The organism is Pantoea phosphatilytica, assembly GCF_051025615.1.
Classification (GTDB): domain Bacteria; phylum Pseudomonadota; class Gammaproteobacteria; order Enterobacterales; family Enterobacteriaceae; genus Pantoea.
On the sequence record NZ_JBPFDF010000001.1, the window covers coordinates 1,789,177 to 1,813,341 of the forward strand.

General features: G+C 63.4%; 4 protein-coding genes. All 4 read right to left on the minus strand.

Translation table 11 applies throughout. From position 1 onward, the window contains the following. Nucleotides 1-557: 557 nt before the first annotated feature. The gene (locus ACR6AS_RS08695; RefSeq protein ID WP_111138722.1) at nucleotides 558-1,727 is read right to left on the minus strand and encodes a beta-barrel domain-containing protein; all 1,170 of its coding nucleotides are present in this window, start codon (nucleotides 1,725-1,727) and stop codon (nucleotides 558-560) included. Continuing rightward, complete coding sequence (locus ACR6AS_RS08700; protein WP_111138721.1) at nucleotides 1,724-3,868, minus strand: type I secretion system permease/ATPase; 2,145 nt, start codon at nucleotides 3,866-3,868, stop codon at nucleotides 1,724-1,726. Before ACR6AS_RS08700 ends, ACR6AS_RS08695 begins: the two co-directional genes overlap by 4 nt. Before the next feature lie 16 nt (nucleotides 3,869-3,884). Next, a complete protein-coding gene (locus ACR6AS_RS08705; protein WP_111138720.1) occupies nucleotides 3,885-5,240 on the minus strand; it encodes a TolC family outer membrane protein in 1,356 nt (451 codons plus the stop codon). 631 nt (nucleotides 5,241-5,871) lie between these two features. Then, nucleotides 5,872-23,886, minus strand: a complete 18,015-nt coding sequence (locus tag ACR6AS_RS08710; RefSeq protein ID WP_434161767.1) for an Ig-like domain-containing protein — start codon at nucleotides 23,884-23,886, stop codon at nucleotides 5,872-5,874. Nucleotides 23,887-24,165: the final 279 nt, after the last annotated feature.

Sequence of the window (24,165 nt, forward strand, 5' to 3'; positions counted from 1 at the left end):
AGCTGAACGCTTAAAAATTCAGCCGGCAGGCCATTGTTGTTTTATAGCGGGTAATAATCCACCAGGAAAATGCTACGAAATTTCCAAAACTGTTTCATAATGCGAAACAGTTATTTCAGGATGTAATTTTCGGGGAACTTATCATCAGCACAGATCGATAAAAAATGGCGCACGAATCGTTAATCCGGATCCGCAATTATGATTATCAAGGGGTTACATCAGACCATTCCGAAGCACTGAATGATAAAACTTATGTCTCATCCGGGAATAGAATAGCCCCCGCTATCATCATTTATTCCATTATTACCTTCATTCTCCCCGAATGAGATGTATAACTTAATATTTCCCGCCGGACTATTCGTCCGGCTTTTTTTTGCCTGCTCTCCGCCGTTTCGCTATATCTCTGTCAACTTTCTTCACCGGATTAAAATAACCCCACCTTCTTTCCGCACAGATTGATAAATTCCGGCGCTGTCGGGTCGCGTGGTGGTGAAATATCCGCCATGTTAATTTCCCTGCGTAATTAAGCAGGCGGCGATTTCGGGTGCGCCGGATGATCAGCGCTCACGCAGCGATTCTTTGACTTTATTCAGTGGCTTAATCAGATAATCCATGACGGATTTCTGTCCGGTTTTAATCTCCACGTTGGCCACCATGCCGGGCACAATCGGGAATTTTCGGCCTGCACGGTTGGTCAGCTCCGCTTTCTGCGTGCGGACGTAGACGCGATAGTAGTACTGGTCACGTTTCACCTCATCCTGCAGGGTATCTGGCGAGACCGTTTCCACCTCGCCGGGCAGGTCGCCATAGATAGAAGAGTCATAGGCGGTCACTTTGACAATCGCCGCCAGGCCCGGCCGGATAAAGGCGATATCGCGCGGGTTGATGCGCGTCTCGATCAGCAGTTGATCCTCCAGCGGCACGATCTCCATGAGTTTGCCGCCCGGTTCCAGAACGCCCCCCACCGTCGTCACCTGAATATCTTTTACGATACCGCGAACGGGCGAGTAGAGCGTGGCGCGTGTCAGCTGATCCTCTTTACCGGCGGCAACCTGCAACTGCGCATCCAGCTCCGCATTGTTTTTTACCTGCTCTTCATGGGCGCGCACCAGATAGTCGTTGCGCGCCTCATCGATTTTGCCGCGCAGATCGCTGACCTGACGACGCAGACGGATCACCTCTACCTGCCCTGCCGCGCCCTTAGCCACCAGCGGTTCTGTAAGCCGCAGCTCATCCTGGACCAGCCGCAGCGACTGCTGCAGGTTGCTGATGGTTTCCGTAAGGTTGCGACGCCGTGACTCATAGAGCTGGCGTTCACGCTGCACCAGCTGCGGCTCCTTCAGCGTTTCGGCGCTGAAGGTCAGCGGCGTGCCCGCCAGTTCCGCCTCCAGTCGCTCCGAGGAGGCGCGCAGCGTGCGCACTTTAGCCTGCGCCTCACCGAAGTTTGACTGAAAGCGGGTCGGGTCAAGCGTTGCCAGCACCTGCCCTTTCTCAACAATGTCACCTTCGTGCACGTTGAGCTGTTTGACGATGCCGCCATCCAGGCTGTCGATCACCTGTGCGCGACTGGAGGGCGTAACTTTGCCACTGCCGACCGTGACCTCATCGAGTATCGCGAAGTGTGCCCAGATCAGGAAAACCGCCAGCGCGGCGGTGCAGAGCCAGATAATCGCCGAGGTGCGGCGTTCATGACGGGCAAGATCTTTATCCACGATAACCAGACTCATACGCCCTCTCCTTTATTCGTTGATGGCGAGGTCGCCGGCACCGTCGCGCGGCGCAGGATCTCGTCGCGCGGGCCATCGGCCACGATCCGGCCGTTATCCATCACCACAATACGATCGACCATCTTCAGCAGCGCCGGACGGTGCGTGACCAGCAGCAGGGTCCGGCCGCTGATCCAGCCCTGCAGCTGACGGATCACATGCTCCTCAAGCTGCTCATCCATCGCCGCAGTGGGCTCATCAAGCAGCACCACCTGCGGCTGACGCAGGATCATCCTGCTCAGCATCACCATCTGCCGCTGACCGCCCGAGAGGCCGCGCCCGCCTTCATTGATAATCCGATCCAGGCTGGCCGCATCCTGCTGGATCAGCGACAGCGCGCCGCTGATGCGCAGCGCCTGCAGCATCTCCTGCTCGCTGGCATGAGGATTGCCGAGCATCAGATTCTGCCGCAGCGTGCCAAAGAAGAGGCGGGAGTCGTGCGAGAGCCAGCCAAGCTGACGGCGTAAATCGATGGGGTCGATACGCTCAATGTCCACGCCATCGACAATCACTTTGCCCTGGGTCGCCAGCGCCTGACCGGCCAGAATTTTCAGCAGCGTCGATTTGCCCGCCCCGACCTTGCCCAGAATGGCGATCTTCTCGCCGGGCTTAATCTGCAGCTGCTGCACATTCAGCACATTCTTTTCGTTCTCCTCGTCATAGCTGTAATGCACATTGCGCAGATCGTACTGGCCGGTGAGCGTCGGACAGTGGGCCAGGGTCGCCGTGTCCGGCTGATCGAGCGGCTTTTTCAGCAGCTCATCGAGCCCTTTCATCGCCATTTTGGCGTGCTGCCAGCGCGAGAAGACCATGGTGAGCTGCATCAGCGGCGCGATGGTGCGCGAGGAGAGCAGGCTACAGGCGACCAGCGTCCCGGTGGTAATCTGCGAGTCGAGCACCAGATAGACACCAAACACCAGCATTCCTGCGTAGGTCAGCTGCTGTACGGTTGAGGCCCAGCCGGTGAGACGCGCGCCCCAGAGCCGCTGCTGATTACTGATTGAGGCACTGACTTCGTGCGTCTGCTCCCACTGACGCTGGAAGTAGGGTTCTGCCTGCAGCGCCTTGATATCCTCAATGCCTTCGATGGTTTCCACCAGCACCGCATTGCGCAGTGCCCCTTCCCGCAACCCCTCTTTCGCCAGCCGCGCCATCGGGATCTGCACCAGCAGGCCGGGAATGACGATCAGTGGGATCGCCGCCAGCGGGATCAACACCAGCCAGCCGCCCACAAACGACATGATAAACAGGAACAGGATCACAAACGGCAGGTCGGCCGCCGCCCCGACCGTAGTCGAGGTCAGCAGCTCTCGCACCTGGTCAATCTCACGCAGCTGCGAGATAAAGGAGCCAGTCGATTTTGGTCGCGCCTCATTGCGGATGCTCATCGCCCGGGCAAACAGCATAGACGAGACTTTCAGGTCGATGCGTTTCCCCATCAGGTCGGAGACCTGGGTTCGCATCAGCCGGATAAGATATTCAATGGCCGCCGCGATCAGCACCCCGACAAACAGCACCCATAACGTGGATTCCGACTGGGCCGGGATCACCCGGTCATAGACCTGCATCGAAAAGAGGATCCCGGCCAGCGCCAGCACGTTGCTGACCACCGAAGCCAGCGAGATCTCGGTGATGCGCCGTCCCATGCCGCGAAAATTTTTCCAGAACCAGTGCGGTTCATAGGGCTGAATGAACTCGTCGATGCGCGCATCCCGGCCACGCGCGGCCACGCCCACGACACCGACATCACCTCTGGCGCGTGCCAGCAGTTCTGACAGGGGGCTCTCACGCACCACATCGCCGCCTTCACTGAGCCAGTAACGCGCACTCTCATCGGCATCAATTTCCTCCAGCACCGCCACGCTGGCATTCTCCAGCACCAGCACCACCGGCGTGATCTCCTGGCGCCAGCGCAGCGAATCCTGCGGCACCATGGTCAGATGCAGCCCCAGTAGCCCGGAGAGCCGTTCGAGCTGCTGTGCCACCGGCAGATGTTCGAACCAGCGCATCTGCTGACGCAGGGTTTTACCCTCGGCAGGCTTGCCGAATCGCGCGGCCACACGCAGCATGGCGGCGATCCAGTTGTCCGTATTCATACTCATGATTAATGCCTTATCCCTATTGCAGCGAAGGAAGGAGATCGCCGCTGCTTTGCTGGCGATCGATGCCCATGATGTCGAGCAGATTGTCTACGGCGGCGGCATAACGCACGGTCGCATCCCAGCCATCGTAGAGCGCGGTAATGCGTGAGCTGTCAGCCTGAAAGACATCCTGTTCTACGCTGAGCAGATCGTTGAGGCTGCGCTTACTCAGGCGATACTCATCGGCGTAGACATTGCGGGTATGGTCGGCGCTGGCGAGCTGTACTTCCCCGGCCGCCTGTCGCTGCTGTGCGCCGATCATGTCAGCATAGGCCGTCGAGGCGTTCTGATTGATGGCGAGCTTGGCCTGCTGAACCGCGGCCTGAGCCGCCTCACGATCCCCCTCGGCTGACTGGGTTCTGGCATTGACCAGGCCGCCCTGATAAAGCGGGGCTTCCACCTGCAGCTGCACTTCATCGTCCCAGTAGGATTGGCGATCGTTTTCATAACGGGTTCGCCCCGCCTGCACTTTGATGGTCGGCCAGTGGCCCGATTCGGCCTGACGCACCCGCTCACGGGCCGCCTCCTGCTTCGCCTGGGCGCTGCGCACCGCCGCGCTGCTTTCGTAGGCGATCCGGTCGAGGGTGATCTGCTGTTTCAGCAGCGCCTGAGGCAGTTCAGGCAGCGTGGCGGGGACGACGCCGGTCAGCACGGTCAGCTGCGCGGTAGCGGAACGAAGCTGCGCGCGATACTGCTCCACCGTTGCCTGCATAGCGGCGATGCGGGTTTCCGCCTGCAGCACATCTGACTGCGAATTGAGCCCGGCATCAGCGCGCAGTTTTGCAATATCGCGTACCCGCTGCAGCGAGGCGATATTGGTGCGCGCCGTGTCGGCCAGCGCCTGATAGCGTTTAACTTCGAGGTAGGCCTGCAGGGTATCTTCTGCCACGGTCGTCATCGAGTCGAACAACCCATAGCGATAGGCATCCGACAGCGCATGCTGCTCATCGATGGCACTGCCGGTGCGACCAAAGTCATAGAGAAGCTGGCTGAGCGTAATCCCGCCCGAACCGTTGTTGTTCAGGCTGCCAGCGGAGTCGGTCTGATGAGAGCGCCCCGCCGCGCCCTGCAGGGCAATCTGCGGATACCAGGCGCTGCGGGCGGCATCCAGATCGCCCTGCCCCACATGAATCTGTGCCGCCGCTTCCGAGATTTTCGGATTGCGGGCGAAGGCACGGAGAATGGCGTCACGCAGCGTTAAGCTGGCAACCTGCTCTTCGCTGGGGGCGGCACGCCAGTTAAATTCGGCTTTAGGTAAGGGTGCGGCCAGTGCCGCAGGAGTGACAACACCACTCAGGGCGTAGAGCAAAAAAGTTAATCGCGCTTTGTTCATTATCCATACCAACAGGGGTTCTTATCATCATGGTGTTTTTCCCGGTGAACAAAGCGTGCAAAAGGGGTGCTGCTCAGAAGCTGATGGTACTTTTTCAATATTTTATTTATGGGTCGCAAGCCAGACGCTTCACGACCTTTAACATTATTAGATCATTTCACGCGCAGATTCCTGCTAAAAACAGATGAAATCTTTGATATTTCTGCCGGATGGCTGAAAAATAGCCACCTGCCAGCCTCACATGCCGCCAGGCTGAGTGAACAGTACGGCGCAGCAGGCAGTGATTTTATTAATGTATTCGCGCCTGATCCCGGGCGTGCCGCAGACGGCGTCAGCCGCTGTTTAAGCGGGTCTGTAGTGATCGCGTGACGCCGTTCTGAATCAGCCACCTGAAACAGGCAACAGCACCCTCTGTCACGCTTCCGGAACCGTCTGACCTGTCAGCGCGGGCCGCTGATACAGAGCGCCGGAACGGGCCCCCTGGTGCGATGCCGTTTGCTGCGCTTACCCTAAACTTTCAGGCTGTTGATGGATAGTGGCGATAGTCTGGAAAGTGCCGGGATGAAGACACGCAAAAAAGCGGGTGCTTTCGCACCCGCTTCGTCCCTTACTCTGTCAGCGTTCGGGGTCGTTACACGACGTGAACCTGCAGATTCTGCTGCACCAGCACATCCCCCAGCGTGTTATCGCTGCTCAGTGCCGAGTTGTGGTAGATCTCAAAGACTCTGCCCTCCACCGTGCGCTCGCCGCTGACTTCCCAGATCCCGCCGTTGCTGTTCGCCAGCGTCACCTGGCTGCCATCCGCCCCTTTGATCAGCAGATCGTCACTCTGTTTATCCGTGATGTTGAGTGCCTCATTGAGATCGAGCTTCACGGCGTTGGTGCCGGTTCTGCCCAGGTCGAGTACCTCAATGTGTTCGACCTTCAGGCCCAGCGCGGTGAGATCCAGCGTGAGATTCTCACCGTTAAGCACCAGGGTATCGGTGCCTGCACCGCCGTCGATGTGGGTAAAGTTCAGGTCGCTGACCGTCACGATATCCGCACCGCTGCTGCCGACCACCGAGGCGCCTTCTGCCGTGCTGCCATCTGCCAGCGTGATCACCACGCCGCCGATGGTGTAGCCCACCTCCTCTGCCGGGGCCGGGTCTGCGGCCACTGCCGCCACGGTCTCACTGACCGGAGCGGTTTCGCTGCTGCTGACCGGCGTCACGCTATCCGCCTCCGTGACCAGCGTGGAGGCTACCGCCACCGTGGCGCTGCTCTCCTCGCCGCTGGTGCTGGCCGTGTGCTGCGTCTCAGAGCCGACACTGGCGAGCGTGGCGCTGTCATCCACCACCGAGAACAGGGCAACCGACTCGGTTGCCGCCAGCGTCACCGGCAGCAGCGAGCCCAGGATCAGGGTGTTGGTGGTGGTGTAGCTGTTTCCGGCCGCATCGACAATCGAGACTTTGGCCAGGGTATTCAGCGACAGCAGCAGACCGCCAACCGACAGCAGCGACGGTGAGAAGTTAACGGCGTAACGTCCCAGCGCATCGGTCGTGGTCGTCAGCGTTGGTCCGTTACTGCCGTTGGAGAGCAGCAGCGTCACACTGACTTTCGAGCCCTGGGCCGCATTCAGCGAACCGCCCTGCACCACCAGGCCATAGAGCGCAGAACCGACCAGGCTGAGCACCGGATCGACCCCGACCAGCGGCTGGTTATGCGACAGCGCGGTAAAGGTGCTGTTGCTGGTCGCGGTGTTGCCACCGATATCCGCCACCGTCACGGTCAGCGGATGACTGCCGTCCGCGATCCCTTTCAGCGTCGCTGACGGCACGCTGACGCTCCATGTGCCATCCGCCCCGACCGTGGTGGTGAGAACCGCACCCGCCACGTTAACCGTGACCCTGCCGCCCACCGCGTTGGTGCTGCTTCCCCGGATGATTTCACCGCTGTTTGCTTCCGCGATGTTGAGGTAACCATCGCCGCCAAAGAAGCTGTTCACGCTCACCGTCGGCAGCGTGTGGCTCACCACCGCCAGCGACGACGACACTGTACCGGTGCTGCCTGCGCCGTTGACCACGCTGGCGGTCACGGTCTGCAGGCCATCCGCGATGGCGGCGAGGTTAGCCGCCGGCACGGAGAGGCTCCAGTTGCCGTTGCTGCTGACCGTGGTGCTGTAGGTCTGGCCGCCCAGCGTCACCCGCACCACCGATCCCTCGGCGTTGCTGGCGGTGCCGCTGATGGTCTGGGCCGTTTTCACATCCACGGCGCTCAGGGCACTGTCGCCAAACAGTGAGGTAATGGCGACCACCGGCGTCGACTGACTGATGACGCTGAGTGTACCGCTGCTGTTGACCACGTTGCCGTAGGCGTCCGTACCGGTCACCGTGACGGTCTTCGTGCCATCGGTGATCGCCGTCAGATCCGCCTTCGGTACGCTGATGCTCCAGTTTCCGCCGCTGACCACTTTGGTGGTGTAGGTCAGGCCATTCAGCGTGGCGCTGACCACAGAGCCTGCAGAGAGGCTGGAGGTGCCGCTCAGCGTCTGGTTAGAGGCCAGATCCGCCGCGCTCAGCACGCCATCGCCAAACACCGTATTGACGGAGAGCGTGGGCTGAACCAGCCCCAGCGAAACGCCCGCGCTGGTGCTGCTGACGTTGCCGACCAGGTCGGTCACCGACGCGCTGACGGTGAAGTTACCGTTCAGCAGCGTCGAGAGCACCGCTGGCGACACCGTCGTTGAGAAGCTGCCGTCTGCGTTGACCAGCGCCGTGGCGGTGGTATTGCCAATCGCCAGCGTGACGCGGCTGCCTGCTGCGACCCCGGAAACGGTGCCGCTGATGGTCTGCGTCACCAGCGATTCCGCCAGGTTCAGCACGCCATCCCCGAATAGCGGATTCAGCGTGACTTTTGGCAGAGTGTGGATGCCGACCAGGGCGGTGGCATTCGCGCTGCTGGTGTTACCGGCGCTGTCGGTTACGCTGACGCCGACCGTCAGCGTGCCATCCGCCAGCCCCTGCAGCAGGGCTGGCGACAGCGGAACATTGAAGTTGCCGTTCACATCGGTCGACGTGACAAACTGCTGCGCGCCGACAGAAACCACCACGCGCGATCCCGCTTCCGCGCCGCCAATTACTCCACCCACCGTCTGCGCGAGCAGCGCGTCTGCCACATTCAGCAGACCGTCGCCAAACAGCGGATTAATGGTGATGGTCGGCAGCAGCGTATCGACCCGGAACCCGGCGCTGGTGGACGCGGTGTTGCCCGCCGCGTCCGTCACCGACGCGCCGACGGTCAGGTTGCCCTGCGCCAGCGTGCCCAGAATATCCGGCGTGACCGTGGCACTGAACGCCCCGCCCGCACCCACCGTCGCGGTGACCTGGCTGTTGCCGACCGTGAGCGTCACCGTGGCGCCCTGGGCAACGTTGGTCACCACGCCGCTGATCACCTGGCTGGTGGCGATATCGGCCAGGTTCAGCACGCCATCACCAAACAGCGACGTCAGCGAAACCGACGGCGCCTGGGTAAAGACACCGATGGTTGTGCTGCCGGAGGCCACGTTGCCGGCCGCATCCCGGACGCTGACGCCCAGCGTCAGGTTGCCATCGAGCAGTGCGGTCAGATCGCTGGCCGGCAGGTTTACGCTCCAGGCCCCGCCCGCCTGCACCGTGGTGGTGTAGCTCTTGCTGCCAAAGGTAACCGTGACCTGCGAACCGGCCGCCGCATTCTGGATCACGCCGCCGACCAGCTGCCCGGCCGCGGCTTCCGCGATGTTCAGCAGGTTATCGCCGCCAAACAGCCCGGTAAGCTCACCCACCACCGGCACCGCATTGACAATCGACGTCACGGATTCCCCCACGGTACGGGTGTTGCCCGCGCTATCCGTCAGGGTCACGTTAAACGCCAGATTGCCATCGCCCAACAGACCCAGCACCGACGGCGGCACCACGATGGCCCATTTTCCATCCTGACCTACGCTGGCGGAGAGCGTGGTTCCGCCCAGCAGCACCGACACGGTCGCGCCCACGCCCGCCGAGGTCGCCACCCCGGAAATCGTCTGCGCCACGGTGGCGTCCAGCGCGCTGAGCGTGCCGTCGCCAAACACCGAATCGACCACCAGCGTCAGCGCGCTGTTGACCACTTTGTTGACCGTCAGCGTGGCGTCTGTCTGGTTTCCGGCGCCGTCACTGACCCGCACGCCAAACACCAGCACACCTTCCGTCAGGCCCGCCAGCACCTCCGGCGTCAGGTTAAGGCTCCAGCGTCCATCCGCACCGACGGTCGCGGTGGCGAGAGGCGCCGCATCGCCCAGGTAGAGAGCGATCGTCTGGCCCTCGGCCCCCTGCGCACTGCCGGTCAGCACCTGACTGGTCACCAGGTCAGCGGCGTTGATCAGGTTGTCGCCCAGGAATGCATCCACCTGCACCAGCGGCGCAGAGGTATTCACCGTGACCGGCTGGCTGGCTGTGCCCACGTTGCCCGCCAGATCGGTGAGCTGCGCGGTGATCACCAGCGTCGAGCCGTCGGTCAGCGCCTGCATGGCGCTGGCGGGTACGGTGGTGGACCAGCTGCCGTCGCTCTGCACAACGGCGCTGTAGGTCTGATTATCGAAGGTGACGGTGACCTGGCGGCCCGCTTCGCTGGCGTCGGTGGTGCCGCTGATGACCTGGCTGACACCGCTTTCACTGCTGTTCACCTGGTTATCGTCGGCAAAGTTATTGATAAACAGCGCCGGTGGCGTCAGGTCGATCAGAATATCTCCGCTGGTGCTGACCGGCGTGGTGCCGTCAGTGGCATTCACCGTGATCGTCACGCTGCCGTCCGCCTCCCCAAACGCGCTGACCGGCAGGGCCGCCGTTGACCAGTTGCCCTGCGCATCCAGCGTGGTGCTGTAATCCAGCCCCGCGATCACCACCGTGACCACGCCACCGGCACCCAGCCCGGATGAGGTGCCGCTCACGACCACCCCGCCCGCCAGATCCTGGGTGCTGATAATGTTGTCACCCGAGACGGTGCCCAGCGTCACCAGCGGCCCTGGCGGAGGCGTCAGATCGACCGCCAGGCTGACCGAGCCCGTGCCGGTATTGCCGGCCAGATCGGTCACCGTCAGATTCAGGGTTGTGGCAGTGCCAAAGGTCGCCATCTGCTCTGGCGTCAGCGTCACGCTCCAGCTGCCGTTGGCCGCCACAATCGCGGTGCCAAGCAGCGTGTCATTCAGCGAAACCGTCACCACAGTTCCCGGTTCGGCACCAGTCGCCGTGCCGCTGAGCAGCTGCGGCTGAATGCTCTCGCCGTAATTCAGCACGTTGTCGCCGGTAAAGTCCGTGATGCTGAGCACCGGCGGCGTGGTGTCGAGCACCAGCGAGCTGTTAATCGTCGCGCTGTTACCCGCGCCATCGGTGACCGTGATGGTGACCGGATAGGTGCCATCCGTCAGCGCCGAAAGCTGGTCCGCTGTCAGCGGCACCGCCCAGTTACCGCTGCTATCGGCCGTGGTGGTGTAGCGTTCGCCCCCCAGCGTCAGCTCGACGCGCTGATTCGGCTCCGCCTTGCCGGTCGTGCCGCTCAGGTTAATCCCGGCGGCAGCCTCATCAGCATTCACATAGCTGCCCAGGAAATCCGGGCTGACCACCGGTTTCGGTGCGATGAAGCTGGCGAAGAACGGCAGCTGCGCTGATGCGCTGTTGCCCGCCGCATCCACGACGTTAACCGTCAGCGTCTGCGCGCCATTCGTCAGCGAATTCAGGGCATTGGCCGGAATGTCCACCGTCCAGTTGCCGTCCGTATCCACCGTACCGGAATAGCGGCTGCCGTTGAGGTCAACGGTAATGCTGACCGCCTGATTTGCCCCGGTGCTGCCGGTAGTACCGGTCAGAGTGACCCCGGCCGCGGCTTCGCTGATGTTCAGCTGGTTATCGCCGCCAAAGGTGTCCGGACTAAAGGTCGGTACCGGCAGGGTAACCGCCGTCACCACGTTCAGCGCGGTGCTGTCGCTGTTACCGGCGATGTCTGTTGCGGTCACGGTGATGGTGTGGCTGCCGGTGGTAAAGGTCGCTAACTGATCTGGCGAGAGCGTCAGCGACCAGCTGCCATCGTTCTGCACCGTGGCGGCCAGTGGCTCATTGTCGTTGAAACCTGAGATCAGCACCGCCACCGTCTGTCCGGCACCGGTAATACCGGTGGATCCCGTCAGAACCTGCGGATTGAGCGCCTCGGCCACGTTGAGCGCCCCGTCGCCAAACGGCAGATTCAGTGTGACATCCGGCAGCGTGTTGATGGCCACCAGCACCGTGCCGTTGATGCTGGCGCTGTTGCCACTGGCGGAGGTGACCGTCACGCTGACCGGCCAGTTACCGTCCGGCAGGCTCTGCAGCAGGGCCGGAGAGAGGTCGAGCGTCCAGCGCGTCCTGTCTGCACTCAGTTCCGCGTCATAGCGCGTGCCATTGATGGTCACCGTCACGCTCTCGGCATCCTGACTGTTCACGGCCCCGGTCAGGAAACCGCCCTCGGCCGCCTCTGCGGCATTGATACGGCCATCGGTGAAGGGCGTATCCAGCGTCGGCTCCGCCAGTGGCGTCAGTGCCGAGGTGAAGGTTTTGCTCAGCTGGCTGGTGTTGCCTGCGCGGTCGGTCGTCACCAGGGTCAGCGTGTGCACACCGGCGCCCAGGCTGGCGATCACCTCCGGCGTCAGGCTGGCGCTCCAGTTCCCGCTGGCGTCAACCGTGACTGCCAGCGGGATGTTCTGATCGCCCACCGTGACGCTCAGGGTCTGACCGGCCACCACCGTTGAGGTGCCGGTGACCTGCTGAACCACACCCGCTTCCGTAATGTTGATGATGTTGTCACCAAACAGAATATCGGTGAAAACGGCGGAAACCGGAGGTGTCCTCAGGACCTCCACGTCTGCGGTTACCTGCGCCGGATTGCCGGCCGCATCTGTGGCGGTGACCACCACCTGCGTCACCCCATCGACCAGCGCGTCCAGCGCGTCCGGATCCAGCGTAAGCGTCCAGTTGCCGCTGGCATCGGTAGTGGTGCTGAACGGCTGCGAACCGACAGTGATGCTCAGTACGGTGCCTTCCGCCAGGTTGGTGCTGCCGCCACTCAGCGTCAGCGACCCTGCAATATCGGCGTCACTGACCAGCGCATCGCCAAACGGCGTCTGCAGGGTCAGGGCGGGCGGCGCATTAATCGCCACGTCGATCGACAGATCGCTGTTCGTCGTGACATTGCCCGCGGCGTCGGTGACCGACACGCTGATGCCGTTCGTGCCATCCGCCAGCTGCTGCAGATCGGCGGTGGGTATCGTGACCGACCAGCTGCCGTCCTCCGCGGCCGTGGTGGTGTAGCTGACGTTATTGAGCGTCACCGTGACCGGCAGGCCACCAGTGGTGGTGCCCCCGATGGTGAGATCCTGGAGCGATTCCGCCACGTCCAGGATATCACCTGCGCTGACCGTGATGCCGGTCAGTGCAGGTGGGGTGGTAATGAAGCTGACCTCCTGGCTGACGGTGGCCGGATTACCGGCCGCGTCGCTGGCCGTGACGGTAAAGGTTTGCGTGCTGCCGGACGCCAGGCCGGTAAAGGCGCCGGACGGCACCGTTACGCTCCAGTTGCCGTCAGCGTCGAGTGTGGTGGTGTAATAATTGCCGTTAAACGATACCGTGACCTGCGTGCCGGCGGCCAGCCGGGTACTGGCGCCGCTGACCACCACATCCGCGGCGGCCTCAATCGCATTGATCACATCATCCCCGGCCACCACATCGAGCGTCAGCGTCGGCTGAACCTGATCACTGGCCAGCACGACCAGCGAGGCGCTGCTGCTGGCCGGATTGCCCGATGCATCGGCGGAGACCACCACCAGCAGCTGGTCGCCATCCGGCAGATTAGCGAGATCGGCGGCAGGAACGGTCACCGTCCAGAGTCCCTCTCCGTCGACCGTGCCGCTGTACTGGATCCCGTTCAGCGTAACCGTCACCAGCTGGCCTGTCGCCAGGTTGGTGCTGCCGCCGCTGATAGCCAGATCCTGCTGCGCTTCGGCCTGATTCAGGAAGTTATCGCCACTGATGGGATCGATGGTCAGGGCAGGCAGATTCGCGCTGTCCGCAGCAAGCGTCAGGGTCTGCGGCACCGTGGTCGGGTTGCCCGCCGCATCCGTCAGCGTCACCTCAACCGGATAGTTGCCGTCTGCCAGCCCCTGAAGGACGCTGGCGGGCAGCGTGACCTGCCAGCTGCCGTCAGAGAGTACCAGGGTGGTGTAATCCACATTCTGGAAGCTGACGGTCACGGTCTGTCCGGCATCCCCGACCGACGCGCTGCCGCTGATGGTGACGGGTTCCAGCACCTCCAGTGAGTTGATGATGTTGTCACCGCCGATCGGATTCAGGGTCAGCGCCGGTGGCGTCAGATCCACCGTCACCGCGCGGGTCAGCGACCCGCTGTTACCGGCGGCATCGCTGGCCGTGACCACCAGATCATTGACGCCCGGGGCCAGTAACTGCAGCTGTTCCGGCGTTAAGGTCAGTGTCCAGTTGCCCTGCGCATCCACAGTCGCAGAGTAATCATTTCCGCCCAGCGTTACCGTTACCGACTGGCCGCTGCCCGCTACGCCGGTGGTGCCGCTCAGCGTCTGGCTGAGCGCCGATTCGGCCAGGTTGAGATAGCCGTCGCCAAACGGGGTGTTAAGGCTGATCGCGAGGTCGCCGGTCGCCACGCTGATCTCGCGCGTTTCAGTCACCGGATTGCCTGCCGCATCACTGACCGTTACCGTCAGGATATAGGCCCCGGCCGGAATGCCCGCCAGCGCCCCGGCAGGCAGCGTCAGGCTCCAGTCGCCATCCTGGCCCACGGTGGTGGTCCAAATCTGATTATTCAGGGTCACGGTGACCCGCTGTCCGGCCTCCGCACTGCTGCTGCCACTCAGTTCAATCGGGGCAAGGCTTTCAGCGATATTGACGATGTTGTCATCCGCGACGGCATTCAGGGTCAGGGTCGGTGGCGTCAGATCGACCGTCACGCTGCCCTGGCTGCTGCCGCTGTTCCCGGCGGCATCCTGAACCGTCACGGTGTAGTCCACCACCGCTTCCGGCAGATCGGCCAGCGCCGTGGCGGGCACGCTGACCTGCCAGTTGCCGTTGCTGTCGACCGTGCCGGTGTAGGTGAGGCCATTCAGCAGCACGCTGACCGTCTGACCGTCGCCTGTGGTGCCCGTGGTGCCGCTCAGCGTCTGGGCGGTGGCGATCTCGCTGCTGTTGAGCGTGCCGTCACCGAAGGCCGACACAATCTGGGGTGCCGGCGGCGTGGTCAGCACGCTGAGCGAGGCTTCGCTGCTCAGGGCCGCCCCCCCGCTGTCCGTCGCCGTGACCGTCAGCGTGTAAGGGCCGTCAGCCAGCGCCGTCAGCGCCTCAGCCGGAACGATAACGCTCCAGCGGCCGTCGGCCGACACCTGGGCGGTGTAGCTGACACTGTTGAACAGCAGCGTAACCAGATCGCCCTGCGGCACGTTGACGGCGCTGCCGGTGACGATCAGCGGCTGACCCAGCTCCAGCGCATTCAGGTAGTTGTCACCGCTGATGGCGTCAAGCGACAGGCCAGAGGCGTTGCTGTTGACGTCGAAGGTCAGATCACGGGTGGTGGTGTTGCCCGCCGCATCGCTGACGGCCACGGTGAAGGTGGCGCTGCCATCGGCAAGGGCGGCCAGCGCACCGGCTGGCACGATCAGGCTCCATGCCCCGCTGGCCTGCACGACGCCGCTGTAAACCGTACCGTCGAACGCCAGCGTGACCAGCTGGCCCGCTTCGACGTTGGTGGTGGTGCCGGTCAGACGCTGATCGGTCAGGCGTTCCGCGCCATCCACCACGTTGTCACCGGCAAAGGCATCCAGCGTCAGGGTGGGCAGCGTGCCCGCCTCCACTTTCAGCGTCAGATCCCGGCTGCTGGTGGTGCTGTTTCCGGCTTCATCGGTGGCGGTGACCGTCAGCGGATAGCTGCCGTTGCCCAGCCCGCTGTAAACAGTGGCGGGCAGCGCCAGCGACCAGTTGCCGTTGATGTCAGCGGTGGTGCTCAGGGTGGTGCCATTGAAGCTGGCCACGATCAGCGCATTGCCGTCGCTGCTGCCGCTCAGCGTCAGCGGCTGCTGACTCTCCACCGCGTTGATGATGCCATCGGACGGGGTGATAAAGTTCAGCGCCGGCGGCAGCGTATCGACCTGCAGCGTCCCCCCGGCCTGACTGCTGTTGCCCGCGACATCGCTGACTTCCACGGTGTAAGGGGTGCTGCCCTGGGGCAGCGCAGCCAGCGCCTGTGGCGGAAGCGCCACCTGCCAGTTGCCTGCGGCATCGACCGTGCCGCTGTAGCTGATCCCGCCCAGGGTGATGCTGACGGTCTGGCCGTCGCCCGTCACGCCGGTGTTGCCGGTGATCGCGCCACCGGCAGCGGCTTCCTCAGCGTTGAGAATGCCATCCGTAAAGGCCACGCCCGGTGTGGCGACCGGCAGGGCGCTGGCCACCACGGTCAGGGTGGCGTCGCCGGTTGCCAGCGTCACTCCGTTAACGTCGCTGGCGGTCGCGGAGATCGTCTGCGGGCCATCGGCCGCCGTGCTGAAGGTCTCCGGCGGCAGCGTCAGGCTCCAGCTGCCATCGGCATTTACCGTCGTGCTGGCCGTGGCGCCGCTGGCGACCACGGTGATTAGCGTGCCCGCAGGCAGGCCGCTGGTGCTGCCGCTGACCGCGACAGGCTCACCCCGCTCCAGCGCGCTGAGGTAGTTGTCGCCGCTGATCGGCGCCAGCGCCAGCGACGGCAGGGTAGTGTCGACCGTGAAATCAAGCTGGCTGCTGGTGCTGTTCCCCACGGCGTTGATCACGCTGACGCTCAGGCTCTGACTGCCCTCACCCAGCTCCGCCAGCGCACCCGCAGGCAGAATAATACGCCAGTTGCCGCTGGCCCCGACGACCCCGCTGTAGTCGGTGCCATTCAGGGAGAGGATGACCTGCTGCCCCGGCTCGACGTTACTGCTGCTGCCGCTGACCGTAATCGGCTGCAGCTGCTCGGCCGCCGTGACGATGCCGTCGCCGGCAAAGGTGCTGCTGTCGACACTCAGCACCGGCTGGATCTCCGGCGCAGTGGCAACGTTCAGATTCACTACCTGGCTGCTCTGGTTGCCGTTCGTGCCGGTTTCGGTAACGGTAACCGGAAGCGTGCCCGGCGGCAGCGCAGCCAGCGCCTCAGGCGCAATCTGCAGCGTCCACTGACCGTTGACACCGACGGTGGTGCTGTAGAGCTGGTCATTAAACTGAACGGTGACAATGTCGCCATTCTGACCGCTGCCGCTTACCTGCAGCGGTTGCAGGACTTCGCTGCTGTTCAGGGCATTGTCCCCGCCGATCGGGGCGACGGCCAGCGGCGGCAGCGTGGTGTCTACCGTCAGCACGCTGTTCTGGCTGTTGCTGTTCCCGATGGCATCGGTCACGGTCACCACCACCGGATAGCTGCTGCCATTGGTCAGTCCGGCAAGCGCCGCAGGCGGCACCGGCAGTGACCAGTTACCCGCCTCGTCAACCGTGCCGGTGTAGGTCACGCCATTCAGCGTCACGCTGACGCGGTCGCCCGCGCTTCCCGACCCGCTGAAGCTGAAGCCGGCCGCCTGCTCGGCGTTATTCAGGATGCCATCCCCGGCAGGCGTATTCAGGCTGAAGTCCGGGGCGGCGGTGTCGACGGTCACCGGGAACGGCGTGGTAGCCACATTGCCGTTCGCCGTGGTCACGGTCACGTTAAGATCGTAACGTCCATCGTTCAGCGACTGCAGGTCGGCAGAGGGCAGCGTGGCGGTCCAGCGACCAGCAGCGTCCACCACCGCGTCATAGGACTCCCCGTTCAGCGTCAGGCTGACGCTGCTGCCTGGCGTCACGGATCCGCTGATGGTCAGATCGGCTGCCGCTTCCGCCGCGCTGATGATGCCATCGGTGGCAATCGGATCGACGGTCAGCACCGGCAGTCCGGTATCGACCGTCAGCGGTACGCTGATGCTGTTGCTGTTGCCCGCGACATCCGTGACCGTCACGGTAATCGGGTTGCTGCCCTGCGCCAGCGCCTGAAGTACGGACGGCGGCAGCGTCACGCTCCAGTTGCCGTTCGCCTCAACCGTGGCCGGATAACTGATACCGCCCAGGGTCACGCTGACCGCCTGCCCCGGTTCGACCGAGCCGGTCAGCGTCTGCGCCACGCTGGCTTCCGCCGTATCGAGAATGCCATCGGTAAAAGGCGTATTCACCTGCGGTTCGCCTGGCGGTGTGGTCGCCACCAGCAGGGGCTGACTGGCCTGCACCCCACCTGACGACGCGGTGACGGTGAGCGTGCCCTGCGGCAGATTCGCCAGATCGGCGGCCGGTATGCTCAGCGTCCAGCCACCGTTTTCATCAGTCAGGGTGGTATAGAGGGTGCCGCCCGGCACCAGAGTCACGCTAATCGGGCTGCCTGCGGGCAGGTTCGCCGATGCACCGCTAAGGATAAGATCACTCTCCGCTTCCAGCGCATTCAGCGTGCCATCATCGCTGACTGGCGCAATCGAGAGCAGCGGTTCCGCAGAGGTGACGACGGTGAGCTGTCCGCCGGAAGGCTGCGCCGGGTTACCGGCCAGGTCCGAAATCGCCACGGTAAAGGGTTTATCCCCCGCCGCGCCCAGCGATCCGGCGGGCAGCGTGACAAGCCAGCTGCCGTCAGCCCGGACGACGCCATCGTAAGACTGACCGTTAATGGTCAGCAGCACCGGCTGGCCTGCCGGAACATTGGTGACACTGCCCGTTACCAGAATGTCCGTCAGCTGTTCGGCGCTGTCGACCTGGTTATCGCCGGTGACGGCATTGATGGTCAGCACCGGCGGGTTCTCCGCCAGCACAGTGACGCCGGAGCTCAGCGTGCTGCTGTTGCCATAGGCGTCGCTGAGCACCACGTTAATCGGATAGTTCGCATCGCCCAGCTGGCTGACGATCGCGGCAGGCACCGTCACGCTCCAGAGGCCATCAGTGCCCACGGTCGCCGTGTAGGTTTCACCGTTGAACGTCACGCTGACCAGGTTGCCCTGCGCGCCGCCACGTCCGTCAAGCACCAGATCCTGAGTATGTTCCACAATATTGATATAGCCATCGCTGGCTGGCGTAGCGAGCTCCAGCAGCGGCGGTGTGGTCGCAAAGATCAGCGAACTGCCGGTCTGGGTGCTGTTGCCATCGGCGTCTGTCGCTACGACCGATATCAGCTGCGTGCCGTCAGGCACACGGGTCAGGTCGGCGGCCGGAACGGTCACGCTCCAGCTGCCATCCTGCGCCACAACAGCGGAATAGGTCAGGTTGTTCAGGGTGACGCGAACGATATCGCCTTCATCGCCGGTTCCGCTGACGATCAGCGGCTGCCGGGCATCTTCGACGTTAATCACCCCATCCGGAGCAGGATCGTTCAGCGTCAGCGACGGCAGCGCCGTCGACACCCGCAGCGCGGTGCTCCGGGTGCTGCTGTTCCCGGCCGGATCGGTCACCGTGACCGTCACCGGCAGGGTCTGATTCGGCAGCACAGTCAGATCGGCTACCGGTACGGCGGCACTCCAGTTGCCGTCATCGCCAACCAGGGCGCTGTAGGTTTTGTTATTGAGCGTCACCGACACGCTGTCGCCTGGCTGACCGGTGCCGCTGATCTGCAGGGGCACCGTCAGTTCACTGTTTGTCAGGACACCATCGCCGCCCGGCGCATTGACGGTGGCCACCGGAAGCTGCGTGCTGACCGTCAGGGTTTCGGTCTGCGAAGCCGTGTTACCGCTGGCGTCGGTCAGCGTTATGGTCAGCGGATAGCTGCTGCCATCGGCCAGCGCCTGCAGCGCGCTCGCAGGCAGATCCACACGCCAGCTGCCTTCCCCATCCACGGTAGCAGTGTAGGTCTGGTTGTTCAGCGAAACAGAAACGACCTCGCCCGGCCGGGCACCTGAACCGCTGACCGGCACGCCTGCCGCCACTTCAAGGCTGTTGAGGATGCCATCGCCGCCCGCGATCTCCCCCACAATCAGAACCGGCGGCAGCGTATTGACGCTGAAGTTCAGCGTCTCGTCCACGCGGTTGCCCGCCTCATCGATCGCCGTGACCGTCAGGCTGTTGGCACCCTGCGGCAGCAGAGCCAGATCGCCCGCTGGCAGCGACAGGCTCCAGCTTCCGTCATCGTTGACGGTGGTGCTGTAGGTTCTGCCGTTAAGCTGCAGCTCGACCCGCTGGCCCGCCACGGCTTTCCCGGTGCTGCCGCCGATCAGCAGATCGCTGCCCGCCTCCAGCTGACTGAGAACGCCATCGCTGATCGCGCTCTCTGCCAGCGTAATCTGTGGCAGCGTGTTCACCACCACGTTCAGCTGGGCGGCGTCAGTCAGCAGCGCGCCGGTGGCGTCGGTGGTCGTCGCCGAAATCAGTTTGATGCCGTCGGTGATCCCCGCAAGATCGCCCGCCGGTACGGTGATGCTCCAGAACCCGTTGCTGTTCACCACCGCGCTGTAGGTGCTGTTGTTGAAATCAACCAGCACCGCCTGTCCCGGATTGACACCCACCGCAGAGCCGTTGATAACCAAGTCGCTGCTCAGCTCCTGCAGGTTGAGGAAGCCATCCAGGCTGACAGGTTCGGTGATCGTGATAACACCCGGCTGTCCTGGCGCGGGCTCCACATTGATGTCGCGGCTGTTGGTCGCCTGAAGCCCCGCCGCCGTCGAAACGCTGACCGCGATGGTGGCGCTCCCCGCCGCCAGGGCGCTGAGTGCCGCAGACGGAATCGACACGCTCCAGCTACCGTCGGCATTGACCGTGCTGCTGTAGTTCTGGCCGCCGAGCGTTATCAGGACCGTCTGGCCCGCCTCCACATTGCTGGTGCTGCCGGAGAGGGTCTGATCCAGCGCTTTCTCGCTGTTATCGAGCAGGTCATCACCGGCAAAGATGGCGATCGCGATCGCCGGTGTGCCCGGTTGTGACGGGGTCTCTACCACAATCGCCCGATCTTCATTCGCTACGATCCCGGCCTGGGTGGTGACGCTGGCACTGATGGTCACACTTCCCGCCGCCAGAGCGGCCAGGGCGCTGGGGGGAACGTTCAGGCTCCAGCTGCCATCCCCGTTGACCGTGGCGCTGTATGTCTGGTCGCCCAGCGTGACCGTCACGATCTGACCAGCCTCGACATTCGAGGTGGTGCCGCTGAGCAGCTGTTCGCTGTTCTTCTCATCGTTGTTCAGCACATCATCACCGGCAAACGGATTGATGGTGATCACGGGCTCGCCCGGCTGGGTCACCGGCGCCTCAACGGTGATCGGCAGGCTGTCGCTGACGGCGGTTCCCGCCGCGTTGCTGACCGTGGCCACCAGAGTGGCCGTTCCGGCGGCCAGGGCGGCAAGCGCATCCGCCGGGATGGCGATATTCCAGCTGCCGTCGGCGTTGACCGTGCCGCTGTAGCTCTGACCGCCCAGCGTCACCGTGACAAGCTGGCCCGCCTCGACGTTAGTCGTGCTGCCGGAGACTGCCTGCGCCTCCAGCTTCTCATCGTTGCTGAGGATGTTATCACCGGCAAAAACGTTGATGACCAGGGTCGGCGCGCCGGGCGCGGTGCCGGATGCCTCGACCAGGAAGTCACGCGTTTCGCTGACCGCCGTGCCGTTCTGATCGCTGACCGTGGCGCTCAGGGTTGCGCTGCCAGCGTTCAGCGCCGCCAGCGAGCTGGCCGGGATCGTGACGCTCCAGCGGCCATCCGCGCCAACCGTAGCCGTGAAGCGTTCTCCGTTCAGGGTGATGGAGACCTGCTGGCCTTCGCCGATGTTGGTCGTGCCACCGCTCAGCAGCTGATCGCTGGCTTTTTCGCTGTTGCTGAGGATGTCATCCACGGCAAAGGCGTCGATGGTGAGGGTAGCGGCGCCCGGCTGCGTTGCCGGGGCCTCGACGGTGATCGGCAGTGTGGCGGTAACGCTGTCGCCCGCCGCATTCGCGACCGAAACGGTCAGCGTGGTGCTGCCTGCCGCCAGCGCGCTGAGAGCCTCTGAAGGCACCGTGACGCTCCAGCTGCCATCACTCTGTACGCTGGCGCTGTAGGTCTGCCCGCCCAGAGTGACCGTGACAATCTGACCAGGTTCAATATTGGTGGTCGTGCCGCTGACCGGCTGACCGACCGCTTTTTCTTCGTTGCTCAGCAGGTTATCGCCCGCGAAGTTATCAAGGATAAGACCCGGCTCGCCCGGCTGCGTGGCCGGAGCCTCCACCGCAATGTCGCGGGTTTCGGTGGCGATGACGCCCGCGGCGTTGCTGACCGATACGTCGATCGCGCTGGAACCTGCAGGCAGCTCCCCCAGCGCGGCGGCCGGGATGCTCACGCTCCAGTTTCCATCGCCATCCACGGTGCCCAGGTAAGTCTGGCCGCCCAGGGTGACGGTCACCGTCTGACCCGCCTCGACGTTGGTGGTGGTGCCGGAGAGCGTCTGGGTGGTGCCTTTTTCGTCATTGCTCAGGATGTCATCCCCGGCAAACTGACCGATAGTGATCACAGGATCGCCCGCCTGCGTGACCGGGGCCTCGACATTCAGCGGCAGGCTGTTGGTCGCGGTGTCACCGGCCGCATTGCTGACCGACACCGTCAGGGTCGTCGTGCCCGCCGCCAGCGCACTCAGGGCCGCTGAGGGCAGCGTCACGCTCCAGTTGCCCTGCGCGTCCACGGTGCCGCTGTATGTCTGTCCGCCCAGGGTTACCGTCACCAGCTGACCCGGCTCCACGTTGCTGGTGCTGCCGGTCACGGTCTGGTCGGTGGTCTTCTCGGCATTGCTCAGCTGGTTGTCGCCGGTAAAGTCATCCAGCGTGATCGCTGGCGGGCCAGTCACCACCGGCGTATCAACGCTGATGGTGCGGTTTTCGCTGGCCTGAGCGCCTGCCTGGTTAGTGACGACGGCGGAGATTGCGAGCGATCCGGCGGCCAGCGTATTCAGCGCCGCAGACGAGAGCGTGACGCTCCAGTTGCCCTGCGCATCCACCACCGCACTGTAGGTCTGATCGCCCAGCGTGATGGTCACAACCTGCCCCGCCTCCACATTGGCGGTGCTGCCGCTCAGCAGCTGGTCGCTGTTTTTCTCGCTGTTGCTGAGGATGTCATCCCCCGCAAACTGATCGATGGTGATAACCGGCGTGCCCGGCTGCGTCACCGGTGCCTCGACGGTAAAGGTCAGGCTGCCGCTGGCGACGGTGCCCGCCTGGCTGGTGACGGTGGCCGTGGCGGTGGTGGTGCCGGAGGCGAGTGCCGCCAGCGCATCGGCAGGCACGGTGATGCTCCAGCTGCCGTCGGCCGCGACGCTGCCGCTGTAGCTCTGCCCGCCCAGGGTGACCGTCACGATCTGTCCGGCCTCGACGTTGCTGGTGCTGCCGGAGAGCGTCTGCGGCGTGGTTTTTTCGGCGTTGCTCAACACGTCATCGCCGGTAAACGGCGCGATGGTCAGGGCTGGCACGCCAGGCGTGGTATCCGGGGCCTGCACCTGAATGCCCAGACTGGCGGATGCCGTGGTGCCGGCGGCGCTGGTGACGCTGACGTTGATGGTGCTGCTGCCTGCGGCCAGCGCGGAGAGCGCGGCGGCCGGAATGGAGACACTCCAGCTGCCATCTGCGCCCACGGTGGCGTTATAGGTCTGACCGCCCAGGGTGACCGTCACGATCTGCCCGGCCTCGACGTTACTGGTGCTGCCGGAGAGGGTCTGCGGTGAGGTTTTCTCGTTGTTATCCAGCAGATTGTCGCCGGCAAACGGATTGACGCTGATACCAGGCGTGGCGGGCGTGCCGGGATCCGGTGCGGCCACGGTGACGGGCAGGCTGCCATTCGCCGTCGTGCCCGCGCCGTTGGTGACGCTGACATCGATGGTGGTGGCGCCCGCCGGGAGGGCCGCCAGCGCGGCGGCCGGAATGGTGACGCTCCAGCTGCCGTCCGCCCCGACGGTAGTGTTGTAGGTCTGGCCGCCCAGCGTCACGGTGACAATCTGGCCCGCTTCGACATTGCTGGTGCTGCCGCTCACCACCTGATCGCTGGTTTTCTCGGCGTTATCCAGCACGCCATCGCCGGCAAAGGCGTTCAGGGTGATGGCGGGGGTGCCTGGCGTGACCGGGGTTCCGGGATCGCTGCCGCCACCGTTCCCCCCGCCACCGCCGCCGCCACCACCACCGCCTAAGCCCACGGCCAGTCCGGCTAAGCCCAGCACACCGAGACCGCCCGCCGTGATCACGCCCATCGAAGTGTTGGTGTTATCGGCCAGCAGCAGCGGCTCTACGCTGTCCAGGGATTCATAGGTAGGCGTAACCGAACTGGATGCCAGTTCAGCGCTCTCGGCAGTCTGCGGGAAAAGCGCATGTTCCGGCGGATTGACGCCATCGTCGAACACCAGCTCGCTGTGCTGGCCATCAGCGTCGTCCAGAAAGAATTTCTGATAGCGAACGGTGCTGCCATCGCGCATGTGCAGCACCAGGTCGTTGCCCTGACGTTCATACTGGGTCACCAGGGCGCGCGTGCCATTGATGCGCACGACGCTGGGCTCGGTGAGGTTAATGGATTGTGATGAACCGCCAACAGATTGCGAGATGAGCGTGCCATTTTCGCGCGAGATAATGTCTACACGGCCTTGCGTGAGTTCTGCCATTTTTAACCTCTATTCCACCAGACTGGCTAATATACTGAATCCATAAACATAAATTATTTTTATGCTTATGAAATTCACATGTAGGTTATCCTCCCGGAAACGGAAGGCATATCCACCTGGTGGCCGGATAAACGGCGCAGCAAAACTACGGCAAAGACCCGAATCATCACGGGAAGTGTCGCTATTTTTTTGTTGGAGTTTTCGTACAGACTCGCGGGAAACGTAACGGTTCTGACAGATTGATTTTTAGCGTAGCCCGATGAAAAATCAATTTCAATG